The organism is Pseudomonas sp. B14-6 (assembly GCF_013260315.1).
Lineage (GTDB): Bacteria > Pseudomonadota > Gammaproteobacteria > Pseudomonadales > Pseudomonadaceae > Aquipseudomonas > Aquipseudomonas mandelii.
On the sequence record NZ_CP053929.1, the window covers coordinates 5,818,240 to 5,842,939 of the forward strand.

19 protein-coding genes and 1 pseudogene are annotated in these 24,700 nt (G+C 61.6%); 9 read left to right on the forward strand and 11 right to left on the reverse strand.

What is annotated here, in order from left to right:
• The first annotated feature begins 21 nt into the window (after positions 1 to 21).
• Positions 22 to 768: a pyridoxine 5'-phosphate synthase gene (gene pdxJ, locus HP062_RS26515; protein WP_172792301.1), complete on the forward strand. Its 747-nt coding sequence runs from the start codon at positions 22 to 24 to the stop codon at positions 766 to 768.
• Between the two features lie 129 nt (positions 769 to 897).
• Here the strand turns inward: pdxJ and mltF are convergent, their stop codons facing one another.
• Positions 898 to 2,358 (reverse strand): membrane-bound lytic murein transglycosylase MltF, encoded by a 1,461-nt coding sequence (gene mltF / locus HP062_RS26520; RefSeq protein WP_010463047.1) that lies wholly within the window; start codon positions 2,356 to 2,358, stop codon positions 898 to 900.
• 274 nt (positions 2,359 to 2,632) lie between these two features.
• On the opposite strand from mltF, the gene purL reads away from it, so the two are divergent.
• A complete protein-coding gene (purL, locus tag HP062_RS26525) occupies positions 2,633 to 6,529 on the forward strand; it encodes a phosphoribosylformylglycinamidine synthase (RefSeq protein WP_172792302.1) in 3,897 nt (1,298 codons plus the stop codon).
• A 5-nt stretch (positions 6,530 to 6,534) separates the two neighbouring features.
• The gene (locus HP062_RS26530; RefSeq protein WP_102595436.1) at positions 6,535 to 6,846 is read left to right on the forward strand and encodes a YqfO family protein; all 312 of its coding nucleotides are present in this window, start codon (positions 6,535 to 6,537) and stop codon (positions 6,844 to 6,846) included.
• Between the two features lie 81 nt (positions 6,847 to 6,927).
• Here HP062_RS26530 and nagE read toward each other — a convergent pair whose 3' ends face one another.
• The 7 genes from nagE to HP062_RS26565 form a co-directional block, all read right to left on the reverse strand.
• The gene (nagE, locus tag HP062_RS26535) at positions 6,928 to 8,643 is read right to left on the reverse strand and encodes an N-acetylglucosamine-specific PTS transporter subunit IIBC (RefSeq protein ID WP_172792303.1); all 1,716 of its coding nucleotides are present in this window, start codon (positions 8,641 to 8,643) and stop codon (positions 6,928 to 6,930) included.
• Positions 8,644 to 8,689: 46 nt separating this feature from the next.
• Complete coding sequence (gene ptsP, locus HP062_RS26540; protein ID WP_172792304.1) at positions 8,690 to 11,206, reverse strand: phosphoenolpyruvate--protein phosphotransferase; 2,517 nt, start codon at positions 11,204 to 11,206, stop codon at positions 8,690 to 8,692.
• A gap of 35 nt (positions 11,207 to 11,241) precedes the next feature.
• The gene (locus HP062_RS26545; protein ID WP_372242830.1) at positions 11,242 to 12,252 is read right to left on the reverse strand and encodes an SIS domain-containing protein; all 1,011 of its coding nucleotides are present in this window, start codon (positions 12,250 to 12,252) and stop codon (positions 11,242 to 11,244) included.
• On the reverse strand, positions 12,245 to 13,351 hold the full coding sequence (gene nagA, locus HP062_RS26550; protein WP_077748285.1) for an N-acetylglucosamine-6-phosphate deacetylase: 1,107 nt from the start codon (positions 13,349 to 13,351) through the stop codon (positions 12,245 to 12,247). The genes HP062_RS26545 and nagA overlap by 8 nt, the downstream gene beginning before the upstream one ends.
• Positions 13,352 to 13,382: 31 nt before the next feature.
• Complete coding sequence (locus tag HP062_RS26555) at positions 13,383 to 14,114, reverse strand: GntR family transcriptional regulator (protein WP_010463034.1); 732 nt, start codon at positions 14,112 to 14,114, stop codon at positions 13,383 to 13,385.
• 356 nt (positions 14,115 to 14,470) lie between these two features.
• The gene (locus HP062_RS26560) at positions 14,471 to 14,974 is read right to left on the reverse strand and encodes a murein L,D-transpeptidase family protein (RefSeq protein WP_083374948.1); all 504 of its coding nucleotides are present in this window, start codon (positions 14,972 to 14,974) and stop codon (positions 14,471 to 14,473) included.
• A gap of 64 nt (positions 14,975 to 15,038) precedes the next feature.
• Positions 15,039 to 15,590 (reverse strand): NUDIX hydrolase, encoded by a 552-nt coding sequence (locus tag HP062_RS26565; RefSeq protein ID WP_010463029.1) that lies wholly within the window; start codon positions 15,588 to 15,590, stop codon positions 15,039 to 15,041.
• A gap of 218 nt (positions 15,591 to 15,808) precedes the next feature.
• On the opposite strand from HP062_RS26565, the gene HP062_RS26570 reads away from it, so the two are divergent.
• The 5 genes from HP062_RS26570 (at position 15,809) to purT (ending at position 19,188) form a co-directional block, all read left to right on the forward strand.
• Positions 15,809 to 16,408 (forward strand): CoA pyrophosphatase, encoded by a 600-nt coding sequence (locus HP062_RS26570; RefSeq protein WP_010463027.1) that lies wholly within the window; start codon positions 15,809 to 15,811, stop codon positions 16,406 to 16,408.
• Positions 16,409 to 16,462: 54 nt separating this feature from the next.
• The gene (locus tag HP062_RS26575; protein ID WP_007944857.1) at positions 16,463 to 16,987 is read left to right on the forward strand and encodes a gamma carbonic anhydrase family protein; all 525 of its coding nucleotides are present in this window, start codon (positions 16,463 to 16,465) and stop codon (positions 16,985 to 16,987) included.
• Positions 16,984 to 17,199, forward strand: coding sequence for a DUF1289 domain-containing protein (locus HP062_RS26580; protein ID WP_010463023.1), 216 nt, complete (start codon positions 16,984 to 16,986; stop codon positions 17,197 to 17,199). Before HP062_RS26575 ends, HP062_RS26580 begins: the two co-directional genes overlap by 4 nt.
• 236 nt (positions 17,200 to 17,435) lie before the next feature.
• A complete protein-coding gene (locus tag HP062_RS26585) occupies positions 17,436 to 17,903 on the forward strand; it encodes a preQ0 transporter (protein ID WP_010463021.1) in 468 nt (155 codons plus the stop codon).
• A gap of 103 nt (positions 17,904 to 18,006) precedes the next feature.
• Complete coding sequence (purT, locus tag HP062_RS26590) at positions 18,007 to 19,188, forward strand: formate-dependent phosphoribosylglycinamide formyltransferase (protein ID WP_172792306.1); 1,182 nt, start codon at positions 18,007 to 18,009, stop codon at positions 19,186 to 19,188.
• A gap of 104 nt (positions 19,189 to 19,292) precedes the next feature.
• On the opposite strand, the gene HP062_RS26595 is transcribed toward purT, so the two are convergent.
• The 3 genes from HP062_RS26595 to HP062_RS26605 form a co-directional block, all read right to left on the reverse strand.
• Positions 19,293 to 20,606: an MFS transporter gene (locus HP062_RS26595; protein WP_010463018.1), complete on the reverse strand. Its 1,314-nt coding sequence runs from the start codon at positions 20,604 to 20,606 to the stop codon at positions 19,293 to 19,295.
• Between the two features lie 308 nt (positions 20,607 to 20,914).
• On the reverse strand, positions 20,915 to 22,147 hold the full coding sequence (locus HP062_RS26600) for a transporter associated domain-containing protein (protein WP_145306856.1): 1,233 nt from the start codon (positions 22,145 to 22,147) through the stop codon (positions 20,915 to 20,917).
• 12 nt (positions 22,148 to 22,159) lie between these two features.
• Positions 22,160 to 22,972: an inner membrane protein YpjD gene (locus HP062_RS26605; protein WP_172792307.1), complete on the reverse strand. Its 813-nt coding sequence runs from the start codon at positions 22,970 to 22,972 to the stop codon at positions 22,160 to 22,162.
• Positions 22,973 to 23,182: 210 nt separating this feature from the next.
• Between HP062_RS26605 and ffh the strand changes: the two are divergent.
• Positions 23,183 to 24,558 (forward strand): annotated as a pseudogene (gene ffh / locus HP062_RS26610) (signal recognition particle protein).
• The last annotated feature ends 142 nt before the right edge of the window (positions 24,559 to 24,700 follow it).

Below are 24,700 nucleotides of genomic sequence, written 5' to 3' on the forward strand. Positions count from 1 at the left end.
TTTAAATTCAGGAGCGCTTCCGTGACCACCAGCAATCGCATTCTTCTTGGCGTGAACATCGACCACGTTGCCACTCTGCGTCAGGCCCGGGGCACTCGTTACCCGGATCCGGTCAAGGCAGCGCTGGACGCGGAAGAGGCGGGGGCTGACGGCATCACCGTGCACCTGCGCGAAGACCGTCGACACATCCAGGAACGCGACGTGCTGTTGCTAAAGGATGTACTGCAAACCCGCATGAATTTCGAAATGGGCGTCACCGAAGAAATGATGGTGTTCGCTGAGCGCATCCGCCCGGCGCACATTTGCCTGGTCCCGGAAACCCGTCAGGAACTGACCACCGAAGGTGGCTTGGACGTGGCAGGGCAAGAGGCGCGGATCAAGGCGGCGGTGGATCGCCTGTCGAAGATTGGCTGTGAGGTGTCGCTGTTCATCGATGCAGACGAGCGGCAGATCGAAGCGTCCCGTCGTGTGGGTGCGCCGGCTATCGAATTGCACACCGGTCGTTATGCCGATGCCGAGACACCGACCGACGTGGCGCAAGAGCTGCAGCGTGTGGCGGATGGCGTAGCGTTTGGCCTGGCTCAGGGGCTGATCGTCAATGCCGGCCACGGCCTGCATTACCACAACGTTGAAGCAGTGGCCGCGATCAAGGGCATCAACGAACTGAACATCGGCCATGCGCTGGTGGCGCATGCGTTGTTTGTCGGGTTCAAGTCGGCGGTGTCCGAGATGAAAGCATTGATCTTGGCTGCGGCCTTGAAGGGCTGAGACCGAGGTGCTGCCTTCGCGGGCAAGCCTCGCTCCTACAGGGCCGGTGTCGTATGCAAAGTTGCGGCACAACACGGACCTGTAGGAGCGAGGCTTGCCCGCGAAGGCGTCCTCAAAAGCAACCCAGATTTAAAGCTGCGGGGTTTCCTGATTCGGCTTGGTCTTGTCGACCCCAGGCACATGCAGGTTGCCTTCAGCCACCTGATTGCCTTCAAGCTGAGGCTGCGTGACCCACGTCAGGATGTCGTAGTAACGACGGATGTTCGCCACGAAGTGCACCGGCTCGCCGCCCCGGGCGTAGCCATAACGCGTCTTGCTGTACCACTTCTTCTCTGACAGGCGCGGCAGGATCTTCTTCACGTCCAGCCACTTGTCCGGGTTCAGGCCTTCTTTCGCCGCCAGTTTGCGCGCGTCATCCAGATGGCCGCTGCCGACGTTATAGGCCGCCAGTGCAAACCAGGTGCGATCCGGCTCCTGGATCGATTCGTCCAGCTGATCCTTCATGTAGGCCAGGTATTTGGCACCGCCCATGATGCTTTGCTTGGGGTCGAGGCGATTGGATACGCCCATGGCCTGCGCGGTGTTCTGGGTCAGCATCATCAGCCCGCGAACGCCGGTCTTGGACGTGACCGCGGCTTGCCATAACGACTCCTGATAACCGACGGCCGCCAACAGGCGCCAGTCGACTTTCTCTTTCTTGGCGTAGGCCTTGAAGTGTTGCTCGTACTTGGGCAGGCGTTGCTGCAAGTGTTGTGCGAAGGTGGTGGCGCCCACGTAACCCAGTACGTCGACGTGCCCGTAATAGCGGTCCTTCAGGCGTTGCAAGGTGCCGTTTTTCTTCACCTTGTCGAGGTAGGCATTGATCTCGTTGAGCAAGCTGTTGTCGTCGCCAGCGGCCACCGCCCAGCTCTGGTTACTGGAGTCACCGAGGTCGAAGGCTACTCGCACGTTGGGGAAGTAGACCTGGTTCATCGCGACTTCGTTTGAATCGACCAGGGTCAGGTCGATCTGATCTTCATCGACCATCCTCAGCAAGTCGACGACTTCAACGGCGTCGGACTCTTCGTATTCAATGCCGGGGTATTTCTTTTTCAGCTCCGCCAATTGCTCGGCGTGGGTGCTGCCCTTGAGCACCATGATCTTCTTGCCGACCAGGTCGCCAGCATCGGTCGGCCGCGATTGGCCGTTGCGGTAGATGACCTGTGGGGTGACTTCGAGATAGGAGTGGGAAAACCGCACCTGTTGTTTGCGTTTCTCGCTGCTGACCAGACCGGCAGCAGCCAGCACCGGGCCGTTAGGCTTGCCCACCTGATTGAACAGGTCGTCGAGGTTGTCGGCGGTCTCGATCTTGAGTTCCACCCCCAGATCGTCGGCGAAGCGCTTCACCAGCTCGTATTCGAAGCCGGTTTCACCGTTGCGATCCTGAAAGTAGGTGGCGGGGCTGTTTCGGGTAACCACCCGCAGCACACCATCCTCCTTTACGCGCTCCAGCGTGTTGGGTTTATCAACACAGCCACTGAGCATCAGGAAGAGTCCGGTTGCGATCAGCCATTTGGCGAACCGCGGACGCAAAGCCGTTGGGGAAAACATCTGCGCAGTATACGCAAAGGACCACGAGCGCCATATCTCGACAGCGAAGGGCTTGTCTGCTAGGCAGCGTAAAACCCGCTTGGAGCCCGCAGGAATGGGCCCGAACGGTAATTTGTGACATAAAAAATAACCCTCGGCGAACCGCTGTTTAAGGTGCAAATGCCCGGCCCGACGTTCGGGTGCACCCGCGCGCACCGTTTCGGGTGATGTCGCGGGCGGTTTAGGCTAGAATGCACGGCCTCAAAGCACACCCCTTCCCGAGGCTGTCCCGAAGATGTTGATCCTGCGCGGCGCTCCTGCCCTTTCTGCCTTTCGCCACAGCAAACTCCTTGAGCAACTGAGCCAGAAGGTCCCGGCTGTCAGCGGCTTGTATGCTGAATTCGCTCACTTCGCCGAAGTCACCGGCGTCCTGACCGGCGACGAACAGCAGGTGCTCGCGCGCCTTCTGAAGTACGGCCCAAGTGTTCCGGTACAAGAGCCGACCGGTCGTCTGTTCCTGGTGTTGCCACGTTTCGGCACCATCTCGCCGTGGTCCAGCAAGGCCAGCGACATCGCTCGCAACTGCGGCCTGAGCAAGATCCAGCGCCTGGAACGCGGCATCGCGTTTTACGTGGCCGGTCAGTTCAGTGACGCCGACGCGCAACTGATTGCGGACGGTCTGCACGACCGCATGACTCAAATCGTGTTGGGCAACCTCGAACAAGCCGCCGGCCTGTTCAGCCACGCCGAGCCGAAACCGCTGACCGCGATTGACGTGCTGGGTGGCGGCCGCGCCGCGCTGGAAAAAGCCAACACCGAGCTGGGCCTGGCCCTGGCCGAAGACGAGATCGACTACCTGGTCAACGCCTTCGTCGGCTTGAAGCGCAATCCTCACGACATCGAACTGATGATGTTCGCCCAGGCGAACTCCGAGCACTGCCGTCACAAGATCTTCAACGCCAGTTGGGATATCGACGGTCAGAGCCAGGAAAAAAGCCTGTTCGGCATGATCAAGAATACCTACGTGATGCACAGCGAAGGCGTTCTGTCGGCTTATAAGGACAACGCTTCGGTGATCGTCGGTAACGTAGCCGGCCGTTTCTTCCCGGACCCTGAAACCCGCCAGTACGGTGCGGTGCAGGAACCGGTGCACATCTTGATGAAAGTCGAAACCCACAACCACCCGACCGCGATTGCCCCGTTCCCGGGCGCGTCCACCGGCAGTGGCGGCGAGATTCGCGACGAAGGTGCTACCGGTCGTGGCGCCAAGCCAAAGGCCGGCCTGACCGGTTTCACCGTCTCCAACTTGCAGATCCCGGGCTTTGAACAGCCGTGGGAAGTGCCGTATGGCAAGCCTGAGCGCATCGTTACTGCGCTGGACATCATGATCGAAGGCCCACTGGGTGGCGCTGCGTTCAACAATGAATTCGGCCGTCCAGCCCTGACCGGTTACTTCCGTACCTTCGAACAGTCGATCACCACCCCGCGTGGCGACGAAGTTCGCGGCTACCACAAGCCGATCATGCTGGCCGGCGGTATGGGTAACATCCGTGCCGAACACGTACAGAAAGGCGAGATCACCGTTGGCTCCAAGCTGATCGTCCTCGGCGGCCCGGCAATGCTCATCGGCCTGGGCGGCGGCGCAGCTTCCTCCATGGCCACCGGCACCAGCTCGGCAGACCTGGACTTCGCTTCGGTACAGCGCGAAAACCCTGAGATGGAACGTCGCTGCCAGGAAGTCATCGACCGTTGCTGGCAACTGGGCGACAAAAACCCGATCAGCTTTATCCACGACGTCGGCGCGGGTGGTCTGTCCAACGCCTTCCCGGAACTGGTCAACGATGGCAACCGTGGTGGCCGCTTCGAACTGCGCAACATTCCAAACGACGAGCCGGGCATGGCCCCGCACGAAATCTGGAGTAACGAATCCCAGGAACGCTACGTTCTGGCGGTCGGCCCGGCCGACTTCGAACGCTTCCAGGCGATCTGCGAACGTGAGCGTTGCCCGTTCGCCGTGGTTGGCGAAGCCACTGCTGAGCCGCAACTGACGGTCACCGACAGTCACTTCGGCAACAGCCCGGTGGACATGCCGCTTGAAGTGCTGCTGGGCAAAGCCCCGCGCATGCACCGTTCGGCCGTTCGTGAAAACGAACTGGGCGACGATTTCGATCCGTCGACCCTCGACATTGCCGACTGCGTCGAGCGCGTGCTGCATCACCCGGCCGTGGCGAGCAAAAGCTTCCTGATTACCATCGGCGACCGCACCATCACCGGCCTCGTGGCCCGTGACCAAATGGTCGGCCCGTGGCAGGTTCCGGTGGCCGACGTTGCCGTCACCGCCACCAGCTTCGACGTCTACACCGGTGAAGCCATGGCCATGGGCGAGCGTACTCCGCTGGCACTGCTGGACGCTCCGGCGTCGGGCCGCATGGCCATCGGCGAAACCCTGACCAACATTGCCGCTTCGCGCATCAACAAGATCTCCGACATCAAACTGTCGGCGAACTGGATGTCCGCTGCCGGTCACCCGGGTGAAGACGCGCGTCTGTACGACACCGTGAAAGCGGTCGGCATGGAGTTGTGCCCGGACCTGGGCATTACCATTCCGGTGGGCAAGGACTCCATGTCCATGGCCACGCGCTGGAACGACGAAGGCGTTGACAAGACCGTGACCTCGCCGATGTCCCTGATCGTGACCGGTTTCGCGCCAGTGGCTGACATCCGTCAGACCCTGACCCCGGAACTGCGCATGGACAAGGGCACCACCGACCTGATCCTGATCGACCTGGGCCGTGGCCAGAACCGCATGGGCGCCTCGATCCTGGCCCAGGTTCACGGCAAGCTCGGTTCGCAAGCGCCGGACGTCGATGATGCCGAAGACCTGAAAGCTTTCTTCGCCGTGATCCAAGGCCTCAATGCCGACGGTCACCTGCTGGCCTACCACGACCGTTCCGACGGTGGTCTGCTGACCAGCACCGTGGAAATGGCGTTCGCCGGTCACTGTGGCCTGAGCCTGAACCTCGACGGTCTGGCTGAAACCTCCGCCGACATCGCCGCGATCCTGTTCAACGAAGAACTGGGCGCCGTGATCCAGGTTCGCCAGGACGCCACGCCGGACATCCTCGCGCAGTTCAGCGCTGCCGGTCTGGGCGAGTGCGTGTCGGTGATCGGTCAGCCGATGAACAACGGCCAGATCAACATCACCTTCAACGGCGAAACCGTGTTCGAAGGTCAGCGTCGTCTGCTGCAACGTCAGTGGGCTGAAACCAGCTACCAGATCCAGCGTCTGCGTGATAACGCCGACTGCGCCGAGCAAGAGTTCGACGTGCTGCTGGAAGAAGACAACCCGGGCCTGAGCGTCAAGCTGAGCTACGACGTCAACCAGGACGTCGCCGCGCCTTACATCAAGAAAGGCATCCGCCCACAGGTTGCCGTGCTGCGTGAGCAGGGCGTCAACGGTCAGGTGGAAATGGCGGCCGCGTTCGACCGCGCCGGTTTCAACGCGATCGACGTGCACATGAGCGACATTCTGGCCGGCCGTGTCGACCTGAATGAGTTCAAGGGTCTGGTGGCTTGCGGCGGTTTCTCCTACGGCGACGTATTGGGTGCCGGTGAAGGCTGGGCCAAGTCCGCGCTGTTCAACAGCCGTGCTCGCGATGCGTTCCAGGGCTTCTTCGAACGCAACGACAGCTTCACCCTCGGCGTGTGCAACGGTTGCCAGATGATGTCTAACCTGCACGAGCTGATCCCGGGCAGCGAGTTCTGGCCGCACTTCGTGCGCAACCGCTCCGAGCAGTTCGAAGCGCGTGTGGCGATGGTTCAGGTCCAGGAGTCGAACTCGATCTTCCTGCAAGGCATGGCCGGTTCGCGCATGCCGATCGCCATCGCTCACGGTGAAGGTCATGCCGAGTTCGCCAGCGAAGAAGCGTTGCTGGAAGCCGATCTGTCGGGTTGCGTGGCGATGCGTTTCGTCGACAACCACGGCAAGGTCACCGAAAACTACCCGGCCAACCCGAACGGCTCGCCGCGCGGGATCACCGGTTTGACCAGCCGCGACGGTCGCGTAACGATCATGATGCCGCACCCGGAACGCGTGTTCCGCGCTGTGCAGAACTCGTGGCGTTCGGAAGACTGGAACGAAGACGCTCCTTGGATGCGTATGTTCCGTAATGCGCGCGTCTGGGTGAACTAAGGGCTGTGTACAAGCTCAGCTTTTTTGTTCCGGCCAGCCATGTCGAGTTGGTCAAGAGCGCTGTATTCGCTGCCGGTGGCGGGCGGATCGGGGCTTATGATCATTGCGCGTGGCAGGTGCTTGGGTTAGGCCAGTTTCGGCCTTTGGACGGCAGTCAGCCGTTTATCGGGGAAGCGGGGCAGGTCGAGCAGGTTGAGGAATGGAAGGTTGAGCTGGTGGTGGCGGATGAGTTGATCGTGGCCGTAGTGGCCGCGCTGAAACTCAGCCATCCCTATGAGACGCCGGCTTATGAAGTGTGGCGGTTGGAGGATTTCTGATCTTTCTGGCCGCTGTAAAAGAAACCCGCTGATGCAGATCAGCGGGTTTTTTATGTGTAGCGGGAATGACGCCCTATCAAATTAAACCTTGGCACTCACCTCATTACGATTAACCAACGTCTCCAGCGCCCCACTCAAACTCGGCGCCTTATCACCAACCAGCAGGTGCCAGATGCCGCCTTCCAGCTGACTGACTCCCTGACAACCCAGCGCCTTCAAATCACTCTCTGACAACGCTTTGCCATCCGCCAGGTGCAGTCGAATCCGGGTCATGGCCACGCAATCCATCTGCAGCACGTTGTCCCCACCGCCCAAGGCATCCAGCCATTGCTGCGCTTCTGCATTTGCCACCGCCGCAGGTTTCGGTGCATCGATCACCGCGGGAGGAGAGGACACCAGCGCACGACCCAGCGCCGGCATCGCCAGACGAATTTCATCGGCAATGCTATCCGCCATCGGCCCGACCACCACCTGCAAGCTCCCGCCCTTGCCGGGACGCACGACCGCCATCGCCCCCAGCGCTTTTAACTCCGCATCGTTGGCCTTGTTGCGATCCACCATGTCCAGCCGCAACCGTGTGGTACATGCCCCGACGGTGATCAGATTCTGTGCCCCGCCCAGTGCCTTGATGTATGCCCCGGCTCGTTCATTCTCGGTGACCACAATCTTGTCACCCGTCGGCACCTCTTCACGCCCTGGCGTCTTGAGGTTGAAGCGGCGAATGCAGAAATCAAACACCCCGTAATAGACCACCGCATACGCCAAGCCTACCGGCACCACTAACCAGCCGTTGGTGGATTTCCCCCATCCGAGCACCATGTCGATGAAGCCGCCCGAGAAGGTGAAACCCAGGTGGATGTTCAGCGCATTGGTGATCGCCATCGACAACCCCGTCAGCAGCGCATGGAGCAAAAACAGAAACGGTGCGAGGAACATGAACGCAAATTCGATGGGTTCGGTGACGCCGGTCAGGAAGGAAGTCAGCGCCATCGACAGGAAGATCCCGCCCATGACTTTGCGGCGTTCCGGCAGGGCGTTGCGGTACATCGCCAGGCAGGCGGCGGGCAGGCCGAAGATCATCACCGGGAACATGCCGGTCATGAATTGGCCGCCCTTCGGATCACCGGCGAAGTAGCGCGACAGGTCGCCGGTGACCATGGCGCCCGTGGTTGGGTCGGTGAAGTTGCCGAAGACGAACCACGCCATATTGTTGAGGATGTGGTGCAGGCCAGTGACGATCAGCAACCGGTTGAACACGCCGAAGACGAAGGCGCCGATGCTGCCGCTCTCCATCATCAGTGCGCCGAAACCGTTGATGCCGTGCTGGATCGGCGGCCAGATCAAACCGAAGATCACGCCCAGACCGACGGCGGCGAAGCCGGTGACAATCGGCACGAAGCGCCGTCCGCCGAAGAACGCCAGGTACTCCGGCAGCTTGATGTCCTTGAAACGGTTGTACAGCGCGCCGGCCATCAAGCCGCTGACGATCCCGGCGAGCATGCCCATGTTGATGCTCGCATCCAGCACCTTGAGCGTGGAGATCATCACCAGGTAACCAATCACCCCGGCGAGGCCTGCGGTGCCGTTGTTGTCCTTGGCGAAACCGACCGCGATGCCGATGGCGAAGATCATCGCCAGGTTGGCGAAGATCACCTGGCCGGCGTCATGGATGATGGCGATGTTCAGCAGGTCGGTGTCGCCCAGACGCAGCAACAGGCCGGCAATCGGCAGGATCGCGATCGGCAGCATCAACGCGCGGCCGAGACGTTGCAGGCCCTCGATGAAATATTGGTACATGGCGGTGCTCCCTGTGCTCTTTTTGTTTGAGAGGTGTTGTAGTTGTTCAGCTCAGAGGCCATTGCTGGTGACAGGCGTGACGCACCGCCCCGGCGCTGCTCAGCTTGAGCAGGTCGTGGCTGACGCGTCGGCATTGCGCGGCGTCGAGGTGGCGCACGCGATCCTTGATTTCACCGATCTGCACCGGGCTGACCGACAGCTCGCTGACGCCCAGGCCGATCAGGACCGGCGTGGCCAGCGGATCGGACGCGAGTGCGCCGCAGACGCCGACCCAACGGTTATGCACCGCCGCACCGGCGCAGGTCTGGGCGATCAGCCGCAGCAGGGCCGGGTGCATGGCGTCGACGCGCGAGGCGAGGCCGGCGTGGTCGCGGTCCATCGCCAGGGTGTATTGCGACAGATCGTTGGTGCCGATGGACAGGAAGTCCGCATGCTCTGCAAGCTGCTCGGCCAGCAGCGCAGCGGCCGGGACTTCGATCATCACCCCCAGCTCCGGGCGTTCATTTACCCCGAGTTCAAGGCACAACGCATCGAGGCGCTGGCGGATGTGCAGCAACTCATCGACCTCGGTCACCATCGGCAACAGGATCCGGCAGCGCGACAGCGGGCTGACGTGCAACAGTGCGCGCAGTTGCTGATCGAGCAATTCCGGCCGCACCTGAGCCAGGCGAATGCCGCGCAAGCCGAGCACCGGATTGGCTTCGACCGGCAGTGGCAGGTAGTCGAGTTGCTTGTCGCCGCCAACGTCGATGGTTCGGATGATCACCGACTTGTCACCCATGGCGTCGAGCACGGCTTGATAGGCGAGGCGTTGCTCCTGTTCGTCTGGCGCGGTGTTGCGGTCGACAAACAGAAACTCGGTGCGCAGCAGACCGACGCCATCCGCGCCGTTGGCCAGCGCATCGGCCGCTTCTGCGCTGGACGCGACATTGGCGGCGATTTCGATGTGCACGCCATCGCGTGTCAGTGCCGGGGTGTGCGCCTGAGATTGTTGAAGCGCACGGCGTTGCTGATGATCGCGTTGCGCCTGATGCACGTCGGCCAGGCGTTCGGCCGTCGGCGCCCATTCGAGACGACCACCGTCGGCATCCAGCACCACCGCCTGGCCTTGCGCCTGATCCAGCAGCGCCGAACCCAGCGCCACCAGGCACGGCAAACCTTTACCCCGCGCCAGAATCGCGACGTGGGACGTCGCGCCACCCTCGGCCATGCACAACCCGGCGACCCCTTGCTCGCTCAGTTGCAGCAAGTCCGACGGCGTCAGCTCATGGGCGGCGACGATGGCGCCGGCCGGCACGTCGTAGTGCCAGGCTTCGCCGAGCAAGGCGCGCAGCACCCGTTGCTTGAGATCGCGCAGATCGTTGGCGCGTTCGGCCAGCAACGCGCTGCCGAGTTGTTGAAGGACGTCGCACTGCACGTCGATCGATTGGCTCCAGGCGTGCGTCGCGGCCATGCCTTGAGCGATGCAGGCGTTGGCCGCGTCCAGCAGCGCCGGGTCTTCGAGCAAGGCGAGGTGCGCGGTGAAAATCGCTTCTTCGTCAGTGTTTTTGTGTTTCCTGGCCTGGGCCAGGGTGTGCTCGATTTCGCCGCGCACGACGGTCAATGCGGTATCGAGGGCGTGCAGCTGTGGTTCGGGAACGTGGTGGCCGGCATCTACCGGCAGGCTGATGGTATTCAAGCGAAACAACGGCCCACCGACCAGACCGGGCGCGGCGCAAACGCCGTGCAGCACACCCGCTTCGGCAGTCCGAGTGCGTCGGGTGATCGGCGCAGGCGCAGCGGCATGGCTGTCTTCGGCCAACGCCGTGGACAAGGCGATCAGCAACGCTTGCAATGCCGCCTCGGCGTCCGGGCCCTGGCAGCTGACCTGAACCTCATCCTGCTCGCCGACGGCCAGGCTCATGAGCCCGATCAAGCTGTCACAGGTCGCCGATTTGCCAGCGAAATGCAGCTGCGATTTGCTCTTGAACCCTTGTGCGGTCTGACGAATCAGCGCAGCAGGGCGAGCATGCAGACCGCCGCGATGAGCGATGCGCACGTGACCGAAATGCGCTTCAGCCGAAAGGTCCGCCTCTGCCTGGGCGCCCGGCGCCGCCCGGCGAATGATGTGCAGCAGCGGGTCGCCGACTTTGACCGATTTCAGCGTGATGGGCCGCGCCTGAAACTCCTGGCTGTTGGTCAGGATCATCAGGCTGACCAGGCTTTTGCACTGCTGCGCGACCTTGTCCAGGTCGTAGCGCAGCAACGGTTGGCCATTGCTGACGCGGGCGCCTTCCTTGACCAGCATCGAGAAGCCTTCGCCCTGCAACTCGACGGTGTCGAGGCCCAGGTGCAGGAGCAATTCGGCACCGTTGTCGGCACGCAAGGTGACAGCGTGACCGCTACGGGCCACGTGCACCACGACGCCGGCGCAGGGGGCGTGAAGGGTGTCGTTCAGTGGATCGATCGCGATACCGTCGCCCATCGCGCCGCTGGCGAACACCGGGTCCGGGACTTTGGCGAGCGTGAGCACCGGGCCGCTGAGCGGGGCGCTGAGGGTCAGCTCTTTATTGTTGTTATGCATGGCTCGGTCTCATCAGGAAATCGTTCGGGGCGGACTTAGTGCGTGCGCGTCACTTTGCTCAAATGCCGCGGCTGGTCCGGGTCCATGCCACGGGCCACGGCCAAACCGGCGGCCATGACGTAGAAACTCTGGATCGCCAGAATCGGGTCCAGGGCCGGGTGTTCGGCGCGGGTCAGCGTGAGGTCACGTTCGGCAATGTCGTCCGGTGCCGCCAGCAGAACGCGAGCGCCGCGCTGGCGCATGTCGGCAGCAAGGCTCAGCAAACCGGCCTGCTCGGCACCCCGTGGAGCGAAGATCAGCAAGGGATAATTCTCGTCGATCAATGCCATCGGGCCGTGACGCACTTCGGCGCTGCTGAAGGCTTCGGCCTGGATCGCCGAGGTTTCCTTGAACTTGAGGGCTGCTTCCTGAGCGATGGCAAAACCGGCACCGCGGCCGATTACCATCAAGCGTTGGCAATCGCGCAGGGCGTCGATGGCCAGGCTCCAATCCTGTTGCGCCGCCTCGCGCAGACCTTCCGGCAAGGCGTTGCCGGCTTCGAGCAATTCCACGTCTTCTTTCCAGTGGGCGATCAGACGGGCGCTGGCGCTGAGGGTGGCGATGAAACTCTTGGTGGCGGCAACGCTGCTTTCTGTTCCTGCGCACAGCGGCAGGCTGAATTCGCACGCGGATTCCAGCGGCGAGCTTTCGGCGTTGACCAGGGCAATGCTCAGGGCCCCGCGTTTGCGTAACAGGCGCAGGCTGTTCACCAGATCCGGACTTTGCCCCGACTGCGAGAACGCGAACGCCACTTGGCCGCTGACCTTCAATGGTGCTTGCAGCATGGTCACCACCGACATCGGCAGCGACGCCACCGGGTAGCCCAGTTGCTGCATGGTCAGGTAGGCAAAGTAACTGGCGGCATGATCTGAACTGCCGCGAGCGACGGTCATCACGACTTGCGGCGGCTGACGGCGCAGGCGCCCGGCGATCTCGATCATCTGCGGGTCGAGTTGCTGCAGTTGGGCTTGCACGGCCTCGAACGAGGACAGCGCCTCTTCAAGCATTTTTGAAGTCAATGTCTTCTCCTTCGACCATGACGGCGGTGAGTGTGAGTGAGCGATCCAGTCGCACGCAGTCGGCCCAGCTGCCGGGTTGCAGGCGGCCGCGTTCTTCGAGGCCGAGGTAATCGGCGGGGAATTGCGAAAGACGTTGCGACGCCTCGGCGATCGGCAGACCGATTTTCACCAGGTTGCGCAGGGCCTGATCCATGGTCAGTGTGCTGCCGGCCAGGGTGCCGTCGGGCAAGCGCACGCCGCCCAGGCACTTGGTGACCGTGTGGCTGCCGAGCTTGTATTCGCCGTCCGGCATGCCGGCGGCGGCGGTGGAATCGGTGACGCAATACAGGCACGGGATCGCGCGCAGGGCGACCCGCATGGCGCCGGGGTGCACGTGCAGCAAATCCGGGATCAGCTCCGCGTATTTGGCGTGGGCCAGCGCCGCACCGACGATGCCCGGCTCGCGGTGATGCAACGGGCTCATGGCGTTGTAGAGGTGAGTGAAACTGCTGGCGCCGGCCGCGAGCGCGGCGACGCCTTCCTCGTAACTGCCAAGCGTGTGACCGATCTGCATGCGAATGCCACGCGCACTGAGGGTGCGGATCAAGGCGTCGTGGCCGGCGATTTCCGGGGCGATGGTGATCACGCGGATCGGTGCCAGCGTGAGGTAGTCCTCGACTTCGGCCATCAGCGCGGTATGGGCAAAGTTCGGCTGGGCGCCGAGTTTGCCGGGGTTGATGTACGGGCCTTCCAGGTGCACGCCGAGCACCCGGGCACAGCCTTCCGGCCGCTGCTCGCAGAACTCGCCGACGGCTTTGAGCACGCTGGAAATCTCCTCCGGCGGCGCCGTCATGGTGGTCGCCAGCAGCGACGTGGTGCCGAAACGCACGTGGGTCTTGCTGATGGTTTCGAAGGCGGTTGCGCCTTCCATGATGTCCTTGCCGCCGCCGCCATGGACGTGCAGGTCGATGAAGCCGGGCAGCAGATAGGGCAAGTCGTTGTCGGCCGGATCGCACGGCACGCCTTCGATGGACATGACCTTGCCGTGTTCGTGAATCAGCCGGCCGCGAACCCAGCCGTGGGCGGTGAGGATGTTGTCTTCGGACATGATCGGTTCTCGGTTTTAGCGGCGAAGCGGGTTAGCGACGAAGCTCTGCAACAAAGTCGTAGTAGTCGTTGCGGCAGTAGGTGTCGGTGACTTCGATTGGCGTGTTGTCTTCCAGGTAGCCGACCCGGGTCATCAGCAGCATGGCGGTGCCAGGGGCGATGCCGACGAGGGCGGCGAATTCGTCCGAGGCGTTGATCGCCTGAATGTGCTGCAAGGCGCGGACGATCGGTTTGCCGATGCCGTCGAGGTATTCGTAGAGCGAATCGCCCACCGCTTGCGGCTTGGGAATGATCGAGGCGGGCAGGGTGCTCATCTCGATCGCCATCACCGTGTCGTCGGCTTTGCGCAGACGTTTGAGCCGCGCGACCTTGTCGTTGGGCGAGAGGCCGAGGCGGATCAGTTCTTCGTGGGTCGGCGGGGTAATCTCGCGTTCCAGCCATTGCGAGCCGGGAACGAAGCCCTTGAGGCGCAGCATCTCGCTGAAACCCGAGAGGCGCGACAGCGGTTGTTCCAGGCGCGGCGTGATGAACGTGCCGGAGCCTTGGTTGCGGCGGATCAGACCCTGTTCGAACAAGACTTCCAGTGCCTTGCGGGCGGTGACGCGGGAGATGCCTAGCAGCTCGCTGAGGTTGCGCTCCGAAGGCATGGCCTGCTCGGCTTTCCACTGCCCGGCATGGATCGCCGCTTCCAGATTGCGCGCCAGTTGCAGGTAGAGGGGCGTGGGCTGGGTGTCGTCAGGGCGTAGGGCCTGGAGGTCATTCATGTCAGGGATGTCCGATGCGGATATTGGAGTGTTGTGTTCCGCGAATGGCCGAAAATTAATACCACTTGAATACCATGTCAATGCCAGTATTTTGCCGTTGGCGTGGGAAAGGCGGCCCTGTTGAGTGCGGGAAATGGGGTTTGGTATCAAGTGGTATTAGAGGTGGGGGTTTTGAGCGCAAAGATCGCAGCCTGGGGTAACGCTTGCCGGGGAGATTGGTATCTTCCCGGCAGTCATTACTGCAGGCGGCGATCTTTTGAATTTATTTTTCGAGGAGCGACCGAAGGTAGCGCTAAGAAGAAGGACTCGGTGCTTTTGTGGCGAGGGAGCAAGCTCCCTCGCCACAGGTAAAGGGGTTACGGGCGAATCTCGATCATCGTGCCATCCGGCACCAGGCCCCAGACCTCACGCATGTCCATGTTGCGCATGGCAATGCAGCCGTCGGTCCAGTCCAGGGTGTGGAACAGGTCTTCCGGGTTTTCTTCGGTATCTGGTGTGCCATGGATCATGATCATGCTCCCCGGATCGACGCCTTCACGCCGGGCGCGGGCAGCGTCGCTGATGTTGGGGTAGGAGATGTGCATCGACAGATTGAATTTATCGCTGACCTTGCGCCAGTCCAGCCAGTAAAAACCTTCAGGCGTGCGTCTATCGCCTTCCATCAGCTTTTGGCCTTTCGGATTTCTGCCCAGGGAAATGCGGTAGGTCTTGAGCGGCTTGCCGTCATTGATCAATTGCAATTGGTGGGCGGATTTGAGCACCAAAACTTTTTCGATGACTTTGCCGTTCAGGGTTTCCGCAACGGAAGCCTGTGACAGAGTGACGAACGACAAGCAAACCACGGCAAGCAACCAGCGCATTGAAACGATATCCCTGAAAGGTGTCGCGACTATTTAGTTATAGGTGATTCTGGAGCCAGGAGCTTTAGGTGATGGCAGGCTGAGCAAGCGGCGGGATCGACTCGGACCGCACGGGGTAGACCTCGGTCCGCCGGTCAGCGAAGAAGCATTCTAAGGTACGACCCACCGTGCGGAAAGCCAACTCGGACCACGGGATGTCGGCTTCGTCGAAAAGCTGCACTTCCAGGCTTTCGGGGCCGGCAGAAAAATCCGGGTCCACCAGCTCCGCGCGAAAGAACACATGCACCTGACTGATGTGCGGCACGTCGATCAACGTATAGATGCTCAGGTTGCGCACCCGCGCACAGGCTTCCTCGGCGGTCTCGCGAATGGCCGCCTGCTCGATGGTTTCACCGTTTTCCATGAAGCCGGCGGGCAGGGTCCAGTAACCGAGCCGAGGCTCGATGGCGCGTCGGCACAGCAACACTTTCGAGCCCCAGGTCGCCACGCAGCCGGCGACGATATTGGGGTTCTGATAGTGAATCGCCTGACAGCTGTCACAGACAAAACGCAGGCGCGAGTCGCCTTCGGGAATGCGTTGGGTGACCGGGTTACCGCACTGACTGCAAAATTTCATGCTGGGGTTCCTGAATGCTGCGCCTATCTTGGCGTGCGGCGGTGTCTGTCGGCAAGTTGTCGTTTAGCGACATGCAGTGGTTATGGGGTTGGGCGGCCGGTTCGATTGGTGCATGATGCATAGGGTCTGTTGACGTTTGCTGACGAACTGCGTTGGCGCGCAACGCGGTTCGTCAGCAAACGTCAACAGACCCTACGGCCAACAGATCGAGAAGACTCATGCTGGACGAGCTACTGCATCGAGTAAGCAACCACACCCCACGCACAATGGAAACCGACAAACGTTTCCCCGAAGCCGCGGTATTGGTACCCATCACCCGTAGTGACGAACCGGAGCTGGTTCTGACCCTGCGCGCCAGCGGGCTCTCGACCCATGGCGGTGAAGTCGCTTTCCCGGGTGGGCGGCGCGACCCCGAAGACCCTGATCTTATTTTCACCGCGCTACGGGAGGCTGAAGAAGAAATCGGCTTGCCACCGGGGCTGGTCGAGGTGATCGGCCCGCTGAGCCCGTTGATCTCCCTGCATGGCATCAAGGTCACGCCGTATGTCGGAGTGATTCCGGGTTTTGTCGAGTACCTGGCCAACGATGCCGAGATCGCCGCCGTGTTCAGTGTGCCTCTGGAGTTTTTCCGTGAGGACCCAAGGGAGCACACCCACCGCATCGATTACCAGGGGCGCAGTTGGTACGTGCCGAGTTATCGTTACGGCGAGTATAAAATCTGGGGCCTGACGGCAATCATGATTGTCGAGTTGATCAACCTGCTCTATGACGCCGACATCAGCCTGCACCACCCGCCCAAAAGCTTTATCAATACTTGAAGCCATCGTTCGTATGGCGTGAACCGCGGCTGCCTGAGCCTTGAGGACAACAAGATGAAATATCGCCTGGGCGATGCCCGCGTCGAAACCCATCCGCAGAGCTGGGTTGCACCCAATGCCGTGCTGGTGGGCAAGGTCAAACTGGAAGAGGGCGCCAACGTCTGGTTCAACGCCGTGTTGCGTGGCGACAACGAATTGATCCTGATTGGCAAGAACAGCAACGTCCAGGACGGCACGGTGATGCACACGGACATGGGCTACCCGCTGACCATCGGCACCGGCGTGACCATCGGCCACAACGCCATGCTTCACGGCTGCACCGTGGGCGATTACAGCCTGATCGGTATTAATGCAGTGATTCTCAACGGCGCGAAAATCGGCAAGAACTGCATCATCGGCGCCAACTCGCTGATCGGCGAGGGCAAAGAGATTCCCGACGGTTCGCTGGTCATGGGCTCGCCCGGCAAAGTAGTGCGTGAACTGACCGAGCAGCAAAAGAAAATGCTGGAGGCCAGCGCCGCGCACTATGTGCACAATTCGCAGCGTTACGCCCGTGATCTGGTCGAGCAGGAAGAATGAACGCCACCGAACGACCGGTCCTCTCGCCATGCGTGAACATCTGCGCGTTGGACGAAGATGATATTTGCACCGGGTGTCAGCGCACGGTCGAAGAAATCACGCGCTGGAGTCGCATGGACAACGAAGAACGCCGCAGGGTGTTGGGGCTGTGCCATGAGCGGGCCAAGTCGAGCGGGTTGATCTGGATGTTGCCTTCCAGATCCGATTCCTGAGCCTTGTGAGCCTTGTGAGCCTTTGTGGCTGATGAGGTTTCTTGTGGCGAGGGAGCTTGCTCCCGCCGGGCTGCGAAGCAGCCCCATAGCTGACAAACACATTCAACCTGACACACCGCGCCCCCTGACTCCAGGGCCGCTGCGCGACCCAGCGGGAGCAAGCGCCCTCGCCACAGGTTATTTGTAAAGCCGAGATGGTAATCTGTGCGCCAAATTGACAGGTATCCCGCCACCTCATGTTCTTCCTGATCGCCTATATCAGCAGCGTCGTGCTGATCAACTACGCCTTCTCCACCGCCCCGCACCTGGACATCATCTGGTCGGCCTGGGGCGGGTTGGTGTTTGTCCTGCGCGACATGGTGCAAACCCGCTTCGGCCACGGCGCGATCGCGGCGATGCTCGCAGCGTTGGTCCTGTCCTATGTCACTTCCGATCCGTCCATCGCGCTGGCCAGCGCCACGGCCTTCGCGGTGTCCGAATGCATCGACTGGCTGGTGTTCAGCATCACCAAGCGTCCGTTGCACGATCGCCTGTGGATAAGTTCGGCCCTGAGCATTCCCCTCGACACCTTCATCTTCTTCGGCATGATCGATGCTTTCACCCCGGCCGTAATCCTTACCGCCATGGGCTCGAAGTTCGCCGGCGTGACGGTCGTGTGGCTGATCATGGCCTGGCGCTTGCGCAAACAGGCTGTCGCCAGCTGAAGCCAAACCTTGCGGTTCATGTAAAATGCCGCGCTTTCTCCCCATGGGAAGCGCGCCAGGCAGGCGCCGCGACCCTCGATGATCCGCTTCTTGAGGACCTGAGATGACCCGTATCGGAACTCCATTGTCGCCAACCGCGACCCGCGTATTGCTGTGTGGCTGTGGTGAGTTGGGCAAGGAAGTGGTAATCGAGCTGCAACGCCTGGGCGTTGAAGTGATTGCCGTCGACCGTTACGCCAACGCGCCGGCCATGCAAGTTGCGCATCGCAGCCACGTTATCAACATGCTCGACGGCGCCGCCCTGCGTGCCGTGATCGAAGCCGAAAAGCCGCACTTCATCGTGCCGGAAATCGAAGCCATCGCCACCGCGACCCTCGTGGAGCTGGAAGCCGAAGGCTTTACCGTGATCCCGACCGCGCGCGCCGCGCAGCTGACCATGAACCGAGAGGGCATCCGTCGCCTGGCCGCCGAAGAGCTGGACCTGCCGACCTCGCCGTACCATTTCGCCGACACTTTCGAGGACTACAGCAAGGCCGTCCAGGATCTGGGCTTCCCGTGCGTGGTCAAGCCAGTGATGAGTTCGTCGGGCAAAGGCCAGAGCCTGCTGCGCAGCGCCGATGACGTGAAAACCGCTTGGGATTACGCTCAGGAAGGCGGCCGCGCCGGTAAAGGTCGCGTGATCATCGAAGGCTTTATCGACTTCGACTACGAAATCACTCTGTTGACCGTGCGCCACGTCGGCGGCACGACCTTCTGCGCACCCGTCGGTCACCGGCAGGAGAAGGGCGACTATCAGGAATCCTGGCAGCCACAAGCCATGAGCCCGATTGCCCTGGCCGAATCCGAGCGCGTTGCCAAAGCCGTCACCGAAGCACTGGGCGGTCGTGGCCTGTTTGGTGTCGAGCTGTTCATCAAAGGTGACCAAGTGTGGTTCAGCGAAGTGTCGCCGCGCCCGCATGACACCGGTCTGGTCACCCTGATTTCCCAGGACCTGTCGCAGTTCGCGCTGCACGCACGGGCGATCCTGGGCCTGCCGATTCCGTTGATTCGCCAGTTCGGGCCATCGGCGTCGGCGGTGATTCTGGTGGAAGGGCAGTCGACCCAAACTGCGTTCGCCAACCTCGGTGCTGCGTTGAGCGAACCGGATACGGCACTGCGTCTGTTTGGCAAACCAGAGGTCATTGGCCAGCGCCGGATGGGCGTGGCGTTGGCGCGGGATGAGTCGATCGAAGCGGCTCGTGCCAAGGCAACCCGTGCTTCTCAGGCTGTCGTGGTAGAGCTGTAAACCGAGGCGCGGCAGGCTAGCTCTCACAGGGTTATTGGTTGGTCACAGATTTTGTGTACACCCTATTTCCATGGGGGAGCCAGCCTGCTGGCGATGCTTCTGCTTCAGGTCACCCGATTCAAATCGTTATGTCGCGTCTCCTTCAGACACAGCACCGCAATCAAGCTCAGCACCGCCGCCCCAGACACATACCCTCCGACATAACTCAGACCGCCCATCGCCACCAGTTTCTGCGCGAAAAACGGCGCCGCCGAGGCCCCGACGATTCCGCCCAGGTTGTAGGCTGCGGACGCGCCGGTATACCGCACATGCGTTGGAAACAGCTCCGGCAGCAACGCGCCCATCGGTGCAAACGTCACGCCCATCAGAAACAGCTCGATGCACAGGAAAAGCGCCACGCCCCAGGTCGAGCCTTGGGTCAGCAGCGGTTCCATCAAGAATCCCGACAGGATCGCCAAGACGCCGCCAATGATCAGCACCGGTTTGCGCCCGTAGCGGTCGCTGGCCCAGGCTGACAACGGCGTGGCGGCGGCCATGAACAGGACGGCGAAGCACAGCAGCCCAAGGAAGGTTTCGCGGCTGTAGCCGAGTGTCGACACGCCGTAACTCAATGAAAACACCGTCGAGATGTAGAACAGCGCGTAGCACACGACCATCGACCCTGCCCCCAGCAACATCGGTACCCAGTACTGGCTGAACAGCTCGACCAGCGGGATCTTCACTCGCTCCTGACGTGCCATGGCGTTGGCAAACACCGGGGTTTCGTGGAGTTTGAGGCGCACATACAGGCCCACCATCACCAGCGCGGCGCTGAGCAGGAACGGAATCCGCCAGCCCCAAGAGCGGAACTGCTCGTCATTCAGGGTCATGGCGAGGGTCAGGAACAGACCGTTAGCCGCCAGAAAGCCAATCGAGGGGCCGAGCTGCGGGAACATGCCGAACCAGGCGCGCTTGCCTTTGGGCGCATTCTCCGTCGCCAGCAGGGCCGCACCGCCCCATTCGCCGCCTAGCCCCAGTCCTTGGCCGAACCGCAGCACGCAGAGCAGGATCGGCGCCCAGGCTCCGATGCTGTCGTAACCCGGCAATACGCCGATCAACGTGGTGCACACACCCATCAATAGCAGCGAAGCGACCAATGTCGATTTGCGCCCGATGCGGTCACCGAAGTGCCCAAACAGCGCCGATCCCAAGGGGCGGGCGAGGAATGCGATGCCGAAGGTGAGGAACGCCGACAGCATCTGGGCGGTGCCGGAGGTCTGCGGAAAGAACACCGGACCGATCACCAGCGCCGCAGCGGTGGCATAGACGTAGAAGTCGTAAAACTCGATGGCGGTGCCGATAAAACTCGCCGTGGCCACGCGGGTGGCGGAGTTCGTCGGTTGGGTAGGCGCGTCGCTATAAGTCGTGCTGGTCGTCATGCGGTTATCCCTGACAGTCATGTGCCCCAGTGGAGCGAATTATTATGGTCGAACACCCAGGGATGTGGGAGTGAGGCGCGGCCGCTGTTCAAGGTAGGAACAGTCGTCGGTGTGGTGCGGAAAGTGCCGATGGTCTGGCCGGAACCTGCTGCGTGCGGGGTAAGCACGTGGTTCGGCCGGGGCTTGGGTAAGCGGATTCGATTATAGGAAGGTGGCTAACGATCTAACAAGGGGCTTGGGATTGGCGAGGTCTTTTTGGCGAGGGGGCGTTCCGACAAGCCTCTCGCCACGGTGTTATGTGTCCGACATCAAATCACTGTCGGAACGGAGCTGGTATGCCAGATCAAAACCTGAGTAACCCGATTGTCTTCCGTCTCCAGAATTTCCAGCCGATAACGCCCGATCTTCAGGCATACCGCACTGTCCGGAATGGTCTCCAGTGCCTCGGTCACCAAGCCGTTCAGGGTTTTCGGGCCGTCGCTGGGCAGGTGCCAGCCCAGGCTCTTGTTCAATTCGCGAATCGACGCCGCACCTTCGATCATCAGTCGGCCATCCGCCTGCGGGTGGATGTGCGGGTTGTCCAGGCTGTGCTGACTTTCGAATTCGCCGACGATTTCTTCGAGAATGTCTTCCAGGGTCACGATGCCAAGTACTTCGCCGTACTCGTCGACCACCATGCCCAGGCGCCGCTGCTGTTTGTGGAAATTCAAGAGTTGCAGTTGCAACGGCGTGCTTTCCGGCACGAAGTACGGTTCGTGGCTGGCGGCCAGCAACGCTTCCAGGGTCAGGCTCGCATCGGGTAGCAAGTGGCGGATCTGCCGGGTATTGAGCACGGCTTCGACCTGATTGATGTCGCTGTGAAACACCGGCAGGCGGGTGCGCTTGTTGTTGCGCAGTTGCTCGACGATCTCTGCGAGGGAGTCGTCGAGATTGATCCCGTCGACGTCACTTCGCGGCACCAGAATGTCGTTGACCGTGATGTTGTCGAGCGCGTGGATGCCCGTCAGCGGGTGAGGGCGGCAGACGGCTTCGTGATCGTCCTTGCGCTCGCTGGGGCTCTCGTCTTCGCTCTGTTGCACCACCTTGACCTTGCGGGCAAACGGTCGCATCAGCAGCCGGGTGAAGCCATTGAGCAGCCAGGCGGCCGGGTAGATGATTTTCAGCGGCGCACCGAGCAGCGTGTTGCCCAGGGCCAGGACAGCGTCGGGATAGCGCACGGCGAGGGCGCGCGGCAGGTAGTCGGCGAACACCAGCAGTGCGATCCCGGCGCCCAGGCAGGCAATCCACGGGCCGTTTTCCGCCCAGATGAAGATCGCCAGCAAGGTGCTGATAACCACTGCCAGTGCGCGGCACAGGGTATTGCAGAAGATCAGGCTGTTGAGCGGGAAGCTGAGCTTCGCGACCGGTTTGTCGCTGGAACGCGAGGCGGTGCGCTGGGCCAGCAAATGCTGTTGTGCGGATTCGATGGCGGTAAACAGCCCCGACCATAAAATCAGCAGGGCCAATACCGCGAGCATCGGCCCTATGGGCAAGTCGTCCATTAATGCCGCCCGTCAGATGTGCAGGATGTATTCACGGACCAGCTTGCTGCCGAAGTACGCCAGCATCAGCAGGCAGAAACCGGCGAGGGTCCAGCGAATGGCCTTGTGTCCGCGCCAGCCGAGGCGGTTACGTCCCCATAGCAGCACGCTGAAGACGATCCAGGCCAGGCAAGCCAGCAAGGTTTTGTGCACCAGATGCTGGGCAAACAGGTTGTCGACAAACAGCCAGCCAGAGAGCAGCGACAACGACAGCAGGGTCCAGCCGGCCCAGAGGAAGCCGAACAGCAGGCTTTCCATGGTTTGCAGCGGCGGGAAGTTCTTGATCAGGCCCGACGGGTGTTTGTGCTTGAGCTGATGGTCTTGCACCAGCAGCAGCAAGGCTTGAAACATCGCGATGGTGAACATGCCGTAAGCGAGGATCGACAGCAGGATGTGCGCGAGAATGCCCGGCTCTTCGTCGATGACCTGCACCGTGCCGGCAGGGGCGAACTGCGCCAGCAGCACCGTGGCGGCACCGAGCGGGAACAGCAATGTAAGCAGGTTTTCCACCGGGATCCGCGAACAGGCCAGCAGGGTCAGGGCGATGACCGCCGCCGCAATCAGGCTGGCGGCGCTGAAAAAGTCCAGGCCCAGGCCGATCGGGGTCAGCAGGTGGGCGAACAGGCTGGCACTGTGAGCCAGCACGGCAAGCACGCCAAGCGTGACCAGCAGGCGTTTGTTCGCCTTGGCACCAGTGGCCAGGCGAGTGCCTTGATAGATAGTCGCAGCGGCATATAAGCAGGCGGCGGCGAGGGTAGTCAGCATACTGGGTGACAAGGGGAGCATAAATCCTGTTAGGCAAGCCCGAAAGGCGCTGAGTTTGGCATAGAACCCCCGCAGCACGAAAGACCATGCAACCTGACGACGAGGTGTCCGCCAGACGCAGTCTTCGCTATAATCCGCGACCTGCCCACGCCGCAGGCTCGCCGAGCACATGTTTATTCCGGTCTGGGCCGCCATTATCCCGGTCTACACAGGGCCTGAAAGGATCGCGCAATGTTTGAAAACTTAACCGACCGTCTCTCGCAGACGCTGCGCCATGTCACCGGCAAGGCCAAGCTGACCGAGGACAACATCAAAGACACCCTGCGCGAAGTGCGCATGGCGTTGCTCGAAGCCGACGTCGCCTTGCCGGTGGTGAAAGACTTCGTCAATTCGGTCAAGGAACGCGCCGTCGGCACCGAGGTGTCTCGCAGCCTGACGCCGGGCCAGGCCTTCGTGAAGATCGTCCAGGCCGAACTCGAAAGCCTGATGGGCGCCGCCAACGAAGACTTGAACCTGAGCGCCGTTCCACCGGCCGTGGTCCTGATGGCCGGTTTGCAGGGGCGGGTAAAACCACCACCGCCGGCAAACTCGCGCGTTTCCTTAAGGAGCGCAAGAAGAAGTCGGTCATGGTCGTGTCCGCGGACGTTTACCGTCCGGCGGCGATCAAGCAGCTGGAAATGCTCGCCGGTGAAGTCGGCGTCACCTTCTTCCCGTCCGACCTGAGCCAGAAGCCGGTCGACATCGCGCAAGCGGCTATAAAAGAAGCAAAGCTCAAGTTTATTGATGTGGTCATCGTCGATACCGCCGGTCGTCTGCACATCGACGAAGAGATGATGGGCGAGATCAAGGCCTTGCACGCCGCGATCAACCCGGTCGAAACCCTGTTCGTGGTCGACGCCATGACCGGCCAGGACGCCGCCAACACGGCCAAGGCCTTCGGCGACGCCTTGCCGCTGACCGGTGTGATCCTGACCAAGGTCGACGGCGACGCCCGTGGCGGTGCCGCGCTGTCGGTTCGCGCCATCACCGGCAGGCCGATCAAGTTCATCGGTATGGGCGAGAAGAGCGATGCGCTCGAACCGTTCCACCCGGAGCGTATTGCTTCGCGCATCCTCGGCATGGGCGATGTGCTCAGTCTGATCGAGCAGGCGGAAGCGACCCTCGACAAGGACAAGGCCGACAAACTGGCCAAGAAGCTGAAGAAGGGCAAGGGCTTCGACCTCGAAGACTTCCGCGATCAGCTGCAACAGATGAAGAACATGGGCGGCCTCGGTGGCCTCATGGACAAACTGCCGAACATCGGCGGCGTCAATCTGGCGCAGATGGGCAATGCCCAGGGCGCGGCAGAGAAACAATTCAAGCAGATGGAAGCCATCATCAATTCCATGACCCCGGCCGAGCGCCGCGACCCTGAGCTGATCAGCGGTTCGCGCAAACGCCGGATCGCCATGGGTTCCGGCACCCAGGTGCAGGACATCGGTCGCTTGATCAAGCAGCACAAGCAGATGCAGAAGATGATGAAGAAATTCTCCGCCAAAGGCGGAATGGCCAAAATGATGCGCGGTATGGGCGGTATGTTGCCCGGCGGCGGCATGCCGAAAATGTAAAGAATTCGCGCAAGGGCTTGCTCTTGCGCAGCCCACACGGAAGTGGGATCTCCAGCAAACCCGCACTTGGCGGGAGCTGACTGGCCGTTTTCAACGACGGCTCTATAGCAAATCTTGATGGCGACCGGAAGGCCGCCGGAAA

Bases quoted from the DNA above. Each gene is read 5' to 3' on its own strand.
- nagA (WP_077748285.1), bottom strand. From the start codon at position 13,351: ATGTCCGAAGACAACATCCTCACCGCCCACGGCTGGGTTCGCGGCCGG.
- HP062_RS26580 (WP_010463023.1), top strand. From the start codon at position 16,984: ATGAACGCCACCGAACGACCGGTCCTCTCGCCATGCGTGAACATCTGC.
- mltF (WP_010463047.1), bottom strand. From the start codon at position 2,358: ATGTTTTCCCCAACGGCTTTGCGTCCGCGGTTCGCCAAATGGCTGATC.
- HP062_RS26575 (WP_007944857.1), top strand. From the start codon at position 16,463: ATGAAATATCGCCTGGGCGATGCCCGCGTCGAAACCCATCCGCAGAGC.
- nagE (WP_172792303.1), bottom strand. From the start codon at position 8,643: ATGTACCAATATTTCATCGAGGGCCTGCAACGTCTCGGCCGCGCGTTG.
- purL (WP_172792302.1), top strand. From the start codon at position 2,633: ATGTTGATCCTGCGCGGCGCTCCTGCCCTTTCTGCCTTTCGCCACAGC.
- HP062_RS26570 (WP_010463027.1), top strand. From the start codon at position 15,809: ATGCTGGACGAGCTACTGCATCGAGTAAGCAACCACACCCCACGCACA.
- purT (WP_172792306.1), top strand. From the start codon at position 18,007: ATGACCCGTATCGGAACTCCATTGTCGCCAACCGCGACCCGCGTATTG.
- HP062_RS26600 (WP_145306856.1), bottom strand. From the start codon at position 22,147: ATGGACGACTTGCCCATAGGGCCGATGCTCGCGGTATTGGCCCTGCTG.
- HP062_RS26605 (WP_172792307.1), bottom strand. From the start codon at position 22,972: ATGCTCCCCTTGTCACCCAGTATGCTGACTACCCTCGCCGCCGCCTGC.
- HP062_RS26555 (WP_010463034.1), bottom strand. From the start codon at position 14,114: ATGAATGACCTCCAGGCCCTACGCCCTGACGACACCCAGCCCACGCCC.
- HP062_RS26595 (WP_010463018.1), bottom strand. From the start codon at position 20,606: ATGACGACCAGCACGACTTATAGCGACGCGCCTACCCAACCGACGAAC.
- HP062_RS26565 (WP_010463029.1), bottom strand. From the start codon at position 15,590: ATGAAATTTTGCAGTCAGTGCGGTAACCCGGTCACCCAACGCATTCCC.
- HP062_RS26560 (WP_083374948.1), bottom strand. From the start codon at position 14,974: ATGCGCTGGTTGCTTGCCGTGGTTTGCTTGTCGTTCGTCACTCTGTCA.
- HP062_RS26545 (WP_372242830.1), bottom strand. From the start codon at position 12,252: ATGCTTGAAGAGGCGCTGTCCTCGTTCGAGGCCGTGCAAGCCCAACTG.
- ptsP (WP_172792304.1), bottom strand. From the start codon at position 11,206: ATGCATAACAACAATAAAGAGCTGACCCTCAGCGCCCCGCTCAGCGGC.
- HP062_RS26585 (WP_010463021.1), top strand. From the start codon at position 17,436: ATGTTCTTCCTGATCGCCTATATCAGCAGCGTCGTGCTGATCAACTAC.